Annotated in this window: 10 protein-coding genes; 4 read left to right on the top strand and 6 right to left on the bottom strand. The window is 67.1% G+C overall.

Annotation, left to right across the window (positions count from 1 at the left end; translation table 11 throughout):
- The first annotated feature begins 78 nt into the window (after positions 1-78).
- The 3 genes from EYF70_RS12325 (at position 79) to EYF70_RS12315 (ending at position 5,357) form a co-directional block, all read left to right on the top strand.
- Positions 79-1,371, top strand: a complete 1,293-nt coding sequence (locus EYF70_RS12325) for an NCS2 family permease (protein WP_371861735.1) — start codon at positions 79-81, stop codon at positions 1,369-1,371.
- Positions 1,372-2,153: 782 nt separating this feature from the next.
- Positions 2,154-3,941: a glycoside hydrolase family 2 protein gene (locus EYF70_RS12320; protein ID WP_131145668.1), complete on the top strand. Its 1,788-nt coding sequence runs from the start codon at positions 2,154-2,156 to the stop codon at positions 3,939-3,941.
- Positions 3,942-4,064: 123 nt separating this feature from the next.
- Positions 4,065-5,357, top strand: coding sequence for a glycosyltransferase (locus tag EYF70_RS12315; protein WP_131145667.1), 1,293 nt, complete (start codon positions 4,065-4,067; stop codon positions 5,355-5,357).
- A 305-nt stretch (positions 5,358-5,662) separates the two neighbouring features.
- Here EYF70_RS12315 and EYF70_RS12310 read toward each other — a convergent pair whose 3' ends face one another.
- From EYF70_RS12310 to EYF70_RS12300, 3 genes are all read right to left on the bottom strand, one after another.
- Positions 5,663-6,583, bottom strand: coding sequence for an NAD(P)/FAD-dependent oxidoreductase (locus tag EYF70_RS12310; RefSeq protein WP_229420829.1), 921 nt, complete (start codon positions 6,581-6,583; stop codon positions 5,663-5,665).
- 11 nt (positions 6,584-6,594) lie between these two features.
- Entirely contained in the window at positions 6,595-7,452 is an 858-nt protein-coding gene (locus EYF70_RS31070) for a hypothetical protein (protein ID WP_165497645.1), read from the bottom strand.
- Positions 7,453-7,581: 129 nt separating this feature from the next.
- Positions 7,582-8,784, bottom strand: a complete 1,203-nt coding sequence (locus EYF70_RS12300) for a DNA topoisomerase IB (RefSeq protein WP_131145665.1) — start codon at positions 8,782-8,784, stop codon at positions 7,582-7,584.
- A gap of 155 nt (positions 8,785-8,939) precedes the next feature.
- Between EYF70_RS12300 and EYF70_RS12295 the strand changes: the two genes are divergently transcribed.
- A complete protein-coding gene (locus EYF70_RS12295; RefSeq protein ID WP_131145664.1) occupies positions 8,940-9,686 on the top strand; it encodes a DUF481 domain-containing protein in 747 nt (248 codons plus the stop codon).
- A gap of 75 nt (positions 9,687-9,761) precedes the next feature.
- On the opposite strand, the gene EYF70_RS12290 is transcribed toward EYF70_RS12295, so the two are convergent.
- Genes EYF70_RS12290 through coxB form a run of 3 tightly spaced genes read right to left on the bottom strand, consistent with a single transcriptional unit; the run spans position 9,762 to position 13,625 of the window.
- Positions 9,762-10,085, bottom strand: a complete 324-nt coding sequence (locus EYF70_RS12290; protein ID WP_131145663.1) for a hypothetical protein — start codon at positions 10,083-10,085, stop codon at positions 9,762-9,764.
- A 4-nt stretch (positions 10,086-10,089) separates the two neighbouring features.
- Entirely contained in the window at positions 10,090-12,630 is a 2,541-nt protein-coding gene (locus EYF70_RS12285) for a cbb3-type cytochrome c oxidase subunit I (RefSeq protein WP_131145662.1), read from the bottom strand.
- The gene (gene coxB, locus EYF70_RS12280; RefSeq protein ID WP_131145661.1) at positions 12,627-13,625 is read right to left on the bottom strand and encodes a cytochrome c oxidase subunit II; all 999 of its coding nucleotides are present in this window, start codon (positions 13,623-13,625) and stop codon (positions 12,627-12,629) included. Before coxB ends, EYF70_RS12285 begins: the two co-directional genes overlap by 4 nt.
- Positions 13,626-13,637: the final 12 nt, after the last annotated feature.

The raw sequence follows: 13,637 nt of genomic DNA, 5'->3' as shown, positions 1-13,637 counted from the left end.
TGCAAATGGCTTCCGCATCGGAAGCGGGTGGTATGCTTCGGCCGATAACACAACAATTGGGGAGAACGCGCCGTGTCCATTGCTGAAAGACTGTTCAAACTGAAGGAAGCCGGCACGGATGTGCGCACGGAAGTCGTGGCCGGTATCACGACCTTCCTGACGATGGCCTACATCATCTTCGTGAATCCGGCGATCCTGGCCGATGCCGGCGTGCCGAAGGATGCCGTGTTCGTCGCCACCTGTCTCGCGGCCGCGCTCGGCACGCTGATCATGGGGCTGTACGCCAACTATCCGATCGGCATGGCGCCCGGCATGGGCTTGAACGCCTACTTCGCCTACGCGGTCGTGCTCGGCATGGGCGTGCCATGGCAGACGGCGCTGGGTGCCGTGTTCATTTCGGGCTGCCTGTTCCTGATCATCTCGATCTTCGGCTTGCGGGAAATGATCGTCAAGGGCATTCCCAGTTCCCTGCGCACGGCCATCACGGTCGGCCTGGGGCTGTTCCTCGGCCTGATCGCGCTGAAGAGCGCCGGCATCGTCACCGCGAACGCGGCCACCATGGTCACCGTCGGCGACCTGCACAAGGCGCCGGCGCTGCTGGCCATCGTCGGCTTCCTGCTGATCGTCGCGCTGGACCGGCTGCGCGTGAAGGGCGCCATCCTGATCGGCATCGTCATCGTCACCGTGCTGTCGTTCTTCTTCGGCGGCAACACCTTCAACGGCATCTTCTCGGCCCCGCCTTCGCTCGCCCCCACCTTCGCCAAGCTCGATATCGCCGGCGCGTTCGGCACCGGCATCCTCAACGTCGTGCTGGTGTTCTTCCTCGTCGAGCTGTTCGACGCGACGGGCACGCTGATGGGCGTGGCGGCCCGTGCCGGCCTGCTGGTCGAGGGCAAGATGGAACGGCTGAACAAGGCGCTGATGGCCGACAGTACCGCCATCGTGGTGGGCGCGGTGATGGGCACGTCCAGCACCACCGCCTACGTGGAAAGCGCGGCCGGCGTGCAGGCGGGCGGCCGTACCGGGCTGACCGCCGTGGTCGTCGCCCTGCTGTTCCTGGCGGCGTTGTTCATTTCGCCGCTGGCCGGTGTCGTGCCCGCGTACGCCACCGCGCCCGCCCTGCTGTTCGTTTCCTGCCTGATGCTGCGCGACCTGGCCGACATCGAATGGAACGAAAGCACCGAAAGCATCCCGGCCGCCGTTACCGCGCTGCTGATTCCCTTCACCTACTCGATCGCCCACGGCATCGCGTTCGGCTTCATCACCTACGCCGCGCTGAAACTGCTGACCGGCAGGATCCGCGAAGTGAAGGCCGTGGTCTGGGTGATCGCCCTCGTCTTCCTCTTCAAGTACACCTGGCTGGGCGCGTGATCGCCGCATGAGGTGCACATGAAGGGCACATGAGGCGCACATGAGCGGGAGCTGGCATTGCGAATAATTGCTTTCATGGTGTCAGCTCTTGACCATGTCCCATGCGGGACTCCTCCTACACGAATTTAACCGCCGGTTAGCCTTCCCTCATAGCAGCGGCGGAATGCCCCGGATAGTAACCGGAAGTTACGAACTGATGAGTCGAAAACGCCTGTTATTGCCGCGCGGAATTGACTTGTAGGGACTTCAATACTTGATAGGATTGCCACTCGAAGCCATCGAAAAGGGAACCTGTCACATGTACCGCCACGCGTCCTGCCCTGCACCACAGCCATACGGCAACGGCCCAGCGCCAGCGCCGCACGGCGCCCGGTGCATCCGGGACCGCGCAGCGCGCTTCAGCGGCATACCGCGGATCCAATCGCGCCTTTCTCCTTCGGCTGTGCCGGCCCCAGGCGCGCCGGCCGGCTTCGCGCTCCCGGGCTTGCTCCGCGCGGCTTCGCTCCCCGCGGTTCTGCTCTCTTCCACGGCGCGCCCACCTGCGAATCCCCTTACAGCCAGTGCGGTGGCGGAGTACCCGATGCGGTACCGTTCGCCGCGCCGGCCTTGTGCCGCATCGGCACGGCCGCTGCCGCGGGACGGCGCCGTCGATCAGGGCAATGCCAGGGCCAGCGGTGCCATCTTCGCGACGGCACCGCGTCACCCCGGCACTGCAGTTCCCGCTGCCCACACGCCGATCATCTTCATGCCCAACAACGGCCACATAACTAAAAGAGGATCCCATGAGTGACTTCGAATATCCGCGACCGCAACTGGTTCGCGACAACTGGCAAAACCTGAACGGGACCTGGCAGTTCGCCTATGACGACGAGCGGCGTTTCTGCCGCCCCGACCAGGGCATCGAGTGGACGCACGAGATCCAGGTGCCCTATGCGCCCGAGACGAAGCTCTCCGGCATCCACGACATGGGTTTCCACACGATCGCATGGTACCGGCTGGAATTCGACATGCAGGGCCGCGGCGAGCGCACCATCCTGCACTTCGGTGCGGTGGACTACGAAGCCAAGGTCTGGGTCAACGACCGGCTCGTCACGACCCACCTGGGCGGCCATACATCGTTCCACGTCGATATCACCGATGCGCTGGTCGAAGGCCAGCGGCAGGTGATCGTGCTGCGCGCGGAAGACGATCCGCACGACCTGGCCAAGCCGCGCGGAAAGCAGGACTGGCAGCTGGAACCGCACTCGATCTGGTATCCGCGCACCACCGGCATCTGGCAGACCGTCTGGCTCGAGCAGGTGCCTGCCACCTACCTGAAAGGCATCAGGTGGACGCCCCATTTCGACGGCTTCGAGATCGGTTGCGACATCCAGGCGGCCGGCGACCGGCGCGAAAAGCTCACCGTGGAAGTCAAGCTGTGGCACGGCGAAGTGCTGCTGGCCGACGACGAATACAAGCTGATGGGCCAGGAAGCACACCGCAAGATCGCCATTTCCGACCCCGGCATCGACGATTCGCGCAACGACCTGCTGTGGAGCCCGGAACGCCCGACCCTGCTCGACGTGGAGCTCACCCTGCGGTGCGACGGCGAAGAGCTGGAAACGGTACGATCCTATACAGCACTGCGTTCAGTGGCGATCAACCGGGACCGCTTCATGTTGAATGGAAGGCCCTACCCGCTGCGCCTGGTGCTGGACCAGGGTTACTGGCCGGACAGCGGCATCACGGCGCCGAACGACGCGGCATTGAAGCGCGACGTCGAACTGGCCAAGCTGATGGGCTTCAACGGCGTGCGCAAGCACCAGAAGATCGAGGATCCGCGCTACCTGTACTGGGCGGACAAGCTGGGCCTGATGGTGTGGGAGGAAATGCCTTCCGCGTACTCGTTCAGTCCGAAGTCGATGACGCGCCTGATCAAGGAATGGCAGGAAGCGATCGAACGCGACTACAGCCACCCGTGCGTGATCGTGTGGGTGCCGTTCAACGAGTCGTGGGGCGTGCCGAATTTGACGTCGATGCAGGCACATCGGAACGCCGTGGAAGCGCTGTATCACATGACGCGGATGATGGATTCCACGCGGCCCGTGATCGGCAACGATGGCTGGGAAGCGTCGGCCACCGACATCCTCGGCATTCACGATTACGACAGCGATCCGCAGCGCATCAAGGCGCGCTACGAAGTCAGCGATCCGGCCCGCACGCTGTTCGACCAGCGCCGTCCGGGCGGCCGCATCCTGACGCTGGACGGCTTCCCGCACCGCGGCCAGCCGATCGTGCTGACGGAATTCGGCGGCATCGCCTTCGACACGAAGGCCCCGGACATCGACACGTGGGGCTATTCGCGGGCCAACACGGCCGAGTCGTTCTACGAGCACTACACCGCCCTGCTGAAGGTGGTGAACGAGACGCAGATGTTTTCCGGCTTCTGCTATACGCAGTTCGCCGATACGTACCAGGAAGCAAACGGGCTGCTGAACGCGGACCGCACGCCGAAGATTCCGTTCGAGAAGATCAGCGCGGCTACCCGCAGCGTCCAGCTCGTCGCGCAGGATCCGCCCGCGCCAGCGTGACCGGCGCCGGGTCCGAAGCGGACCCGAGACAGCATTCCTGCCCGGTCTCCCCAGACCGGGCGAACAGCAGCATCACAATTCACGACTCACAATTAACGACCCGTTACGGGCAAGGGAGAAACCATGTCGACCATTATCGTGTTCTGCCACCTGCGTTGGGACTTTGTCTTTCAGCGCCCACAGCACCTGCTGACCCGCCTGGCCAAACATTACAAGATCGTGCTGGTGGAAGAGCCCATTCATCACGACGGCGAAAGCTTCATGAAGACCTGGCAGCCGGCGCCGAACATCACCGTCTGCCAGCCGCACACGCCGGTGCAGCAGCATGGCTTCCATGACGACCAGATTCCCCTGGTGCAGCCGATGGTCGCCAAGCTGGTGCCGGAAGGCGAGGATCCGATCGTCTGGTTCTACACGCCGATGGCGCTGCCGCTGCTGCCGCAACTGCACGCGAGCCTGGTGGTGTACGACTGCATGGATGAACTGTCCGCCTTCAAGAACCCGCCGCGCCAGCTGCTGCAGCGCGAAACCGCCCTGCTCAATATCGCCGACCTGGTGTTCACCGGCGGCCCGAGCCTGTACGAAGCCAAGAAGAACCGCCATTCGAACGCCCACTGCTTCTCCAGCTCGGTCGATGCGCAGCACTTCGCCCACGCGCTGGACCGTGCGGCCAGCCATCCCGACCAGGCCCACATCCCCCATCCGCGCCTGGGCTTCTATGGCGTGATCGACGAGCGCTTCGATACCGAGCTGACCGCCAAGATCGCCGACGCCAATCCCGACTGGCAGATCGTGCTGGTGGGCCCGGTGGTCAAGATCGACCCGGCGCACCTGCCGCAGCGCCCCAATATCCACTACATGGGCCAGCGCGGCTACGATGACCTGCCGAAGTTCCTGGCCGGCTGGGATGTCTGCCTGATGCCGTTCGCGATCAACGAGGCCACCAAGTTCATCAGCCCGACCAAGGTGCTGGAATACATGGCCGCCGAACTGCCGATCGTGTCCACCCCGATCCGCGACGTCGAACAGCCGTATTCGCACGTGGTGGCGATCGGCCACACGGCCGAGGAATTCGTCGCCCACGTGGAAGCGGCGCTGGCCCAGACGGCCGAGCAGACCGCCGAGATGGAGCGCAAGATGCGCGAAGTCGTGGCCAAGACGTCCTGGGAAAACACGGCGGCGCGCATGCGCGACCTGATCGAGAACACCACGCCGGCGCGCAAGTTCGCCCGCCTGACGGCGCCGGAGATGTCGTACGGCGAAGCACCGCACAATGCGCCGAACGTCAACCCGCTGCGCACCACGGCCACCTCGTCCACCAAGGTCGGCTCGCTGATCGGCGGGGTCGGTACCTACCAGGTAGCGCCGGCGATCGCCGCCGCGGCGGGCGCGCAGCCTGCCGCGAAAGCGGAGTAACGGTAGGCTGAGTCACGGAAAAAGGGAGCCTGGCGGCTCCCTTTTTTTTCGTCTCGGCGTGGGCAGTGGGGTTCCGGGCGGTACCCAACGGTCAGGGTCAACGAAAGCCATCATTTGCATGCCACTGTTGCATGCGCTTACCCCAAGAACGAAATTCTGGGGTCAGACCCGACGGGTCTGACCCCGGCCCTTCGCTGTAGGGGTGACTGCATGCGCTGTCAATGTGTCGGGTCACGCTTGACCAACGGCATCAATTCTTCGATGCTTCGCGGCTTCAGGGTGTGCCCTTGAGCCTGCATTCGGGCTCAATGCCGGTGCCGGAACCGCCACGGCAGCGCGTTATGGATGGCGGTCGCGGCGATCGCCGCCTGGCCGGTCGCCACGCTGATCTGGTTCAGGCCCAGCACCACGTCGCCAACCGCGTACAGCCCCGGCACCGTGGTGCGCCCATGGTCGTCGACGATCAGCTTCTCGCATTCGCCGCAGCGGGCGCCGAGCGCTTGCGCCAGGCCGGAGCGGGCCTTCTCCCCCAGCATCGGATAGAACACGTCGAAGCGGTGGTCGGCGCCGTCTTCGGTGTGGAGCACCGGTTCCATCGCCTCCGTCAGCGTCACGCCCTTCAGCGGCGCGTCCACATAGCGCACGCCGGCAACGCGCAGCTTCTCCGCCTCCTCCGCCGACAGCGGTGTCTCGGGGTCCCGTTCGAACAGGGTTACGTCGCACGAGAAAGTGCGCATGAACAGCGCATGCCCGGTGCGGTTGTGGGGCTGGGAGGCGACGGCGACGCGCTTGTCGAGGATGTCGTAGCCGTCGCACACCGGGCACAGTCGCACCGCGCCGGCGGCCACGGCATCGGGCCAGCCCTCGACGGGCAGGCCGGCATCGGCGACACCGGTCGCCAGCACCACCACGGGCGTGTGGATTTCACCGCCTTCGTGGCTGGCCACGAACACGTCATCGACCTTCTTCAGCGCGGTGATCTCGATATCGTCCACCGCACCACCATAACACTCGAGCTGCTCGCGCAGACGGCCGAGCAGCTCGCGGCCCGGCACGCCGCCGGGAAAGCCGGGATAGTTGTGGCTCACGGGGATCAGCGACAGGCGGCTGTTGCCCTTGTCCGCGACGATCACGTCGCGGCGGAAACGCCGCAGGTAGACGGCGGCCGTCAGGCCGCCGGGTCCGCCGCCGATCACCAGTACTTCGCAAACACGGACATCACTCACCGGACACCTTTTTATCGGGTGCCACCGCCCGTCGTGCTGGTACCGGTGGTACCTGTAGTACCAGTGGTACCGGAAGTCCCCGTTGCCGTGCCCGACGCGCCGGTACCCGTGCCGCTGGTGCCGGTGGTCGTGCCGCTGGTCCCCGTGGTCATGCCACCGGTACCGCTGGTGCCCGTCGTAGTGCCGCTCGCGCCGACGCCCGTGCCGCTGGTGCCCGTCGCGACGCCGCTGCCAGTGCCTCCGCTGCCGGTGGCGCCGCTGCCGGTGACACCGGTAGCGGAGGCGCCGGACGTGGTGCCGCCGGCACGGGAACCCGCCGCGCCGCGTGTCGTGGTCGAGCGGTTGGTGCCGGCCGGCGTCACGCTGTTATAAGTGCCGCCTGACGCGGCCGGCGTGCCGGTCGGGTTCACGGTACCGGTGGCGTTCATCGTGCCGGTCGGATTCACGGTGCCGGCCGGGTTCATCGTGCCGGTCGTGCCGGGCGCGCTGGTCATGCTCGACGGGCCGATGGTGGTGGTGGAAGAGCCGGTCTGCCCCTGCGACAGGGTGGCGCCGCTGGTGGTGTTGCCGACCGTGCCCAGCGGCGTGGTTACGCCCGGCGTGCCGACCACGCCGGTAGCCGAAGGCATCGCACCGTTGACGGGGGCCGGCGCCGGCGCCGGTGCACGTGTCGGGGCACGGTTCACGGGCGCGGCGACGGTGCCACGGTTGACGCCGGTATTCACGCTGCTGCCCGTGTTCACGCTGCTGTTTATGCCAGTGTTGACCTGGCCGCCCGTCGCCGGCGTGGTGACGGTCTGCGCCGTCGCGGCGGAAGCGGCCAGCACGGCCGCCAGCATGACGGCGTTGCGTTTCGCATGCATATTCATGGCTTGCTCCTTTCGGTTCATGGTGCGCCGATTCTGTCACGGCGCGCCGCGCGCGGCCGTAGGAGCACGCCGCATGGGCCAGTCGGAAGCTTGCCCGACACCGCCTGCCCGACGTTCACCGCCCGGCCATCAGGCGGCGGAGACCGGCGCACGCGGAGCCCTGCCGGGTGCGCCGCGCTTGCTCTTGTCCTCCGCGCTCTTCGCCCCCGCGTTGCGCCTTCCCTTGCGCGGCGTCGACTTGACCTGGGCCGGCTTGACCTGCTCGGCGGCCCGGGCCAGCCGCTCCTGCAGCAGTGCCAGCACGGCGGCTTCCTCGGGCTGCAGCGTGTGCAGGTCGCTGGTGAATTCCGCCTCGGCACGGGCACGCAGCGCGGCCAGCTCGGCGCCGTCCATATACGCTTCCACCACGGCCGGGTGCACATAGCACTTGCGGCACACCGACGGCGTGTTGCCGAGCTTCTTTGCCACCGATTCGATGGCCCGCACCACGTTCTTCTTGGCCTGGGTCTCGGAATCGAATTTCTCGAATGCCTGCAGCGCCAGCGCGGCCAGCACGGTGCCGGACCATGTGCGGAAATCCTTGGCCGTGTAGTCTTCGCCGGTGATGCCGCGCAGATAGTCGTTGACGTCGGAAGAGTCGATCGCATGCGTGGTGCCGTCGTCGTCGACGTACTGGAACAGTTCCTGGCCCGGCAGGTCGCGCATCCGCTCGATGATGCGCGCCAGGCGGCGGTCGGCCACTTTCACGTCGTGGAACACGCCGCTCTTGCCGCGGAAGCGGAATTCCACCTCGCGGCCATCGACCCGCACGTGGCGGTTGCGCAGCGTCGTCAAGCCGAACGACTTGTTCTCCCGCGCATATTCCTCGTTCCCGATGCGCATCATCGTATGCTCCAGCAGGTAGACGATGGTGGCCAGCACTTTCTCGCGCGGCAGTCCCGGCAGCTTCAGCGCCGCGTCGACGGCCTGGCGGATGCCGGGCAGCGCCTGGCCGAAGGCGATCATGCGCTCGTACTTCACGTCGTCGCGCACGCTGCGCCAGCGCGCGTGGTAGCGGTACTGCTTGCGGCCGCGCGCATCCCGGCCGGTGGCCTGCAGGTGGCCGTTGGCCTGCGGGCAGATCCACACGTCGGTCCAGGCAGGCGGAATCGCCAGTGCCTTGATGCGCGCCAGCGTGGCCTCGTCGTCGACCGCGCTGCCATCCGCGGCGACATAGCGGAATCCGCCGGGGGTGGCGCTGCGGGACAGGCCCGGCTTGCCATCGGTGACATAGCGCAGCCCCGCCGCGCGCGCCGCCAGCGGGGGATCGGTGACCAGTTCGTCGGGTTTCATCGGCACTCCTCAAGGTGAAGCGAGTGTGCCAGCCAGCGGCGGGCCGTTCCGTACGGTAGGCAACATCCATGGCATTATTACAATGCCGGGTTGGGCAAGGCGCCGTTAGCTGGGTTACAATGCGGGTCCACCGTTTTACGAGCGGCAGACAGCCAATGACTCCACGTTCTGTACTCATCCTCGCGATGGCCTTCGGGCATGGCGCAGCGTTCGGCGCCGACACGATCGAAGAACGCACCTGGAATACCTCCGCCGAACTCGGCGCCATCACCACCTCCGGCAATACCACCGGTACTTCCGTGACCGGCAAGATCGATGCGCGCCAGGAGCTGGAAGACTGGAGCAACCAGTACATCCTGTCGGGCTTCTTCAAGGAAGACCAGACCCAGACCAACGACGGCAACAAGAGGTATGTGCGCTCGGCCGAGCGCTTCGCCCTGTCCGCCCGCGCTGCCTACAAGCTGATGGAAGAAGGCGAGCGGCTGTTCGTGCTGGGTTCCCACGTGGACGACCGCTTCGGCGCCTACTCGCGCTACTCGTCGTTGTCGGTCGGCCGCGCCAAGCGGCTGCTGAAGTCGGACGACAAGATCGTCGAGGTGGAATTGGGCCCGGGCTATTTCTCCGGCGTGCGCGCCACCGGCGAGGAAGAGGATGGCGTCACCGTCCGCGGCGCCGCCAACATGCGCTGGCAGATCAGCGATGCGGCACTGTTCACGCAGACCCTGGCCGTCGAGCGGGGCACGTCGAACACCCATTCGGTGGCGGAAACGGCCTTGTCGACCAAGATCAACGGCACCATGCAGATGAAGGCCGCCTTCAGCGCGCGCAACGATTCCAACGTGCCGGTCGAGAAGAAGAACACCGATACGCAGACGTCGCTGACGCTGGTGTATTCATTCTGACTCCTTCGTTCTGACTCCTTCGTTCTGACTCCTTCGTTCTGACCGGTTCGTTCTGACCTGTTCGCCCGGCGCCGCTCAGGCACAAGCGCCGAATACCAGCAGCGGCATCGCGCCCCACGCGATGGCCGCCAGCGCCAGGATCGCCCCGCCCAGCCGGGCCATGTGCATCAGGCTGCGCGGCGGTTCGCTGCCGCGCCAGGCCTGCCACGCCAGCCAGCCGGCAGCGCCCAGCGCAAGGACCGTAACGCCCAGCAGCACAGCCCATGGCGCCATGTTCCCGTGCCCCGGCCGGCAAGCGCCTGCCGCGTACAAATAGCAAAAGAAGAAATGCGCGGCCCACAGCACCAGCGGCGCCGTGCCCCGCCACAGCTTGTTCCAGAATCCGTCGCGCGTGGTCACCTGTTCACCCCATCATTCGCGGCCAGATATGCACGGCGGCGCCGATCGCGGCCCCCTGCAGCACCGTGTAGTACCAGATCAATGCCGTGTTATCGAGCGAGCCGCGGCTGTGCGGCGTCAGGTGCCGGCGCAGGGAACGGGCGATCACGTACAGGCCGGTGATCACGCACAGCAGCACGTGCAGACCCTGGTAGGCCACCATCGCCGCCACCGCCGCGCTCCACGCATGGCTGGTCGGATCGAGGCCGCTGCCGAGCTGCCCCGCCAGGTCCAGGCCGAAGCCCGCCACGACAAGCACGATCGCCGCGCCGAACAGCCAGCACAGGCCCCCCTGCCGCGCCGCCAGTGGCCGGCGCCGCGCCAGCGCGACCAGCGCGGCGCCGGCCACCAGCAAGCCGAACGACAGCGCGCCGCTCCACCTGCCGGGCAGCCGGGCGCCGGGCGGCGGGCACACGTCCAGCCGCATCGACACGTGCACATAGGTGAACAGGAACGACAGGAATACGCCGGCATCGACCACCAGCATGATGATCGTGGCCCACCATGAATGGCTGGCGGTGCCGGCCGCGCCGACCGGCAGCACGACAGCGGCGCCCGACGCATCCTCGCCCACCTTCGCCTCGCGGCAAGGTGCCGGGCGGTCCTGTTCCCACTGCCAGGCCAGCAGCGTGACGATGGCGACCACACCGCAGATCCAGGCCACCATCGTCTGTTCCGCGGTGAGCAGCAGGAAGAAGCCGGCCGTGCCCGCGGCGGACAGGAACGGCGTCCAGCCATCGGTCGGCAGCACCAGCAGGTAGCGCAGCTTCGCGCCGACGGGCGTGGTGACAATCGTTTCACGCTTGCCCGTGACCGTGCCGGGCAGCCAGTGCGCACCCTCCTCCACCTCGCGCATCATGTCCGGACTGCTCCACAGCGGATCGGTGGAATCGACTTGCGGGATGCTGCGCGTGGCATACGATTCGGACGGCAGCCATTCCAGCGTGCCGGCATTCCACGGGTTGCCGGGATCGGTTTCCGGCTTCATCAGCGCCCGCGCCATGCCGCCGAAGAACAGCAATACGCCGGCGGCGAACACGAAGGCGCCCACGGTGGACAGCATGTTCAGCGTTTCCCAGCCCAGGCCCGACGGATACGTGTAGACGCGCCGCGGCATGCCCAGCAGGCCGCTGATGTGCATCGGGAAGAAGGCCAGGTTGAAGCCGCCGAACATCAGGCCGAACGACCAGCGCGCCACCCGCGCCGGCACCGCGTGCCCGTTGACCAGCGGCAGCCAGTAGCACAGCGCGGCGAACAGCGGAAACACCATGCCGCCGATCAGCACGTAGTGGAAATGGGCGACGATGAAGTAGCTGTCGTGCACCTGCCAGTCGTACGGCACCACGGCCACCATCACGCCCGTCAGCCCGCCCAGCACGAAGATGAACAGGAAGCCGAGGATGAACAGCGCTGGCGGCGACATCGCCAGCCGGCCGCGCCGCGCCGTGCCGTTCCACAGGGTGCCGATCCAGGCGAAGACCTGGATCGCGGTGGGCACCGCCACGGCCATGCTGGCGGCCGAGGCGAAGCCCGCCTCGAGGTGTCCCAGCCCGGTGGTGAACATGTGGTGGGCCCACAGCCCGAAGCTGAAGAAGCCCACCGCCACCATCGCCACGATGACGGCGCGGCGCCCGACCAGCGCACTGCCGGCGATCGTCGGGATCATCGTCGACACCATCCCCGCCGCCGGCAGGAAGATGATGTACACCTCCGGGTGGCCGAAGAACCAGAACAGGTGCTGCCACAGGATCGGGTCGCCGCCCCGCTCGGCGATAAAGAATGGCCAGTCCCAGGCCCGCTCCAGCTCCAGCAGCGCCGTGCCGGCGATCACGGCCGGGAAGGCGAACACGATCATCACCCCCACCACCAGCATGGCCCACGCATACACGGGCATGCGGACCAGCGTCATGCCGGGCGCCCGCGTGAACAGGATACCGATGATCAGTTCGATGGCGCCGGCGATCGCCGAGATTTCGATGAAGCCGATGCCCAGCAGCCAGAAGTCGGCGTTCAGGCCGGGCGAGTAGGCCTTTCCCGTCAGCGGCGGGTACATGAACCACCCGCCATCCGGCGCCAGGCCGACGAACAGCGTGCAGAAGAAGCCCAGCCCGCCGAACGCGTAGGCCCAGTAGGCATAGGCGGACAGCCGGGGAAACGGCAGGTCGCGCGCGCCCAGCATTCCCGGCAGCAGGTACACGGCCACCGCCTCCACCACGGGAATGGCGAACAGGAACATCATCACGGTGCCGTGCATCGTGAAGACCTGGTTGTAGGTGCCCGGGCCCAGCAGGCCGTTTTCCGGCACGGCCAGCTGCATGCGAATCAGCAGGCCGAGCACCCCGGCCAGCAGGAAGAACAGCAGCGAGGTGCCGATGTACAGCAGGCCGATGGTGGTGTTGTTGACGGAACTGAGCAGGCGCCAGCCGCGCGGCGTGCGCCACACGTCTTCGAGCCGCTCCAGCTCGCCGGGCGGGCGCGGCACCGGATTGGGCAGCCGGCGCGTCACTTCAGCGACTCCAGCCAGGCCGCCAGCGCGCGCAGCTCGTCGCCTTCCAGGCCGCTGACGGCCGGCATCCGCACGCCCGGCTTGTGCGATTGCGGATCGGCGATCCAGCCGGCCAGCGTGCCCTGGTGGGTGGGCAGCGTGCCGGCCGCCAGGTACAGGCGGCTGCCCACGTGCGTCAGGTCCGGTCCGGTGGTGACGCGCGTGGTCGCCACCGCAAGTGCATCATCGGCGGCGCCGTCGGTCACGCCGCGGACCACATGGCAGGCGGCGCAGCGGCGTTCCAGGAATGCTTGCCGCCCGCGCGCCAGTTGCGCGGTTGCTGGCGCCGGAGCCGGCCGCGCCTGGCCCGCCAGCCACGCATCGAATTCAGCCTGCGGCTGCGCCACCACGTGCAGCGCCATCTTGGCATGCTGCGTGCCGCAGAACTCCGCACACTGGCCGCGCCAGGTGCCGGGGCGGTCCGCCTGCAGCATCAGGCCGTGCACGCGGCCGGGCACCATGTCGACCTTGCCGGCCAGCGCCGGCACCCAGAACGAGTGGATCACGTCGCTCGTGGTCAGCGCCAGGTAGACCGGCCGGCCGGCCGGGATGCGGATTTCGTTGGCCAGCACGATGTCCCGGCCCGTGGCGGGATCGGTATAGCGCACCTCCCACCACCACATCTTCGCCGTGACCGCCACCCGCAGCCCGTTCAGCGACGACGGCCGCGACAGGCTTGCCGTGCTGGCCAGGCTCCACGCCAGCAATGCGGTCAGGATGACGAGCGGCAGCAGCAGGCCGCCGCCGACGATCCATGCATGCGTTGCCACCGTGCCGCGCGCGCGCAGCGCGCGCACCACCAGGTACATCACGCCCGCCAGAATCACGCAGGCGCCGACCGTCATCGTCCAGCCCAGCTGGTCGATCAGCGCGGCATCCGGCCCGGCCGGAGCGAGCGCGGACTGCCGCGGCGCCGGCACCAGCGGCGCTTGTGCCGCCGTGGAGGGTGCTGTCATGCGGGTGCTCTC

It is taken from the genome of Pseudoduganella albidiflava, assembly GCF_004322755.1.
Lineage (GTDB): Bacteria > Pseudomonadota > Gammaproteobacteria > Burkholderiales > Burkholderiaceae_D > Rugamonas > Rugamonas albidiflava.
This window is presented reverse-complemented; position numbering and strand designations above follow the sequence as displayed.

Bases quoted from the DNA above. Each gene is read 5' to 3' on its own strand.
- EYF70_RS12315 (WP_131145667.1), top strand. From the start codon at position 4,065: ATGTCGACCATTATCGTGTTCTGCCACCTGCGTTGGGACTTTGTCTTT.
- EYF70_RS12300 (WP_131145665.1), bottom strand. From the start codon at position 8,784: ATGAAACCCGACGAACTGGTCACCGATCCCCCGCTGGCGGCGCGCGCG.
- EYF70_RS12295 (WP_131145664.1), top strand. From the start codon at position 8,940: ATGACTCCACGTTCTGTACTCATCCTCGCGATGGCCTTCGGGCATGGC.
- coxB (WP_131145661.1), bottom strand. From the start codon at position 13,625: ATGACAGCACCCTCCACGGCGGCACAAGCGCCGCTGGTGCCGGCGCCG.
- EYF70_RS31070 (WP_165497645.1), bottom strand. From the start codon at position 7,452: ATGAATATGCATGCGAAACGCAACGCCGTCATGCTGGCGGCCGTGCTG.
- EYF70_RS12320 (WP_131145668.1), top strand. From the start codon at position 2,154: ATGAGTGACTTCGAATATCCGCGACCGCAACTGGTTCGCGACAACTGG.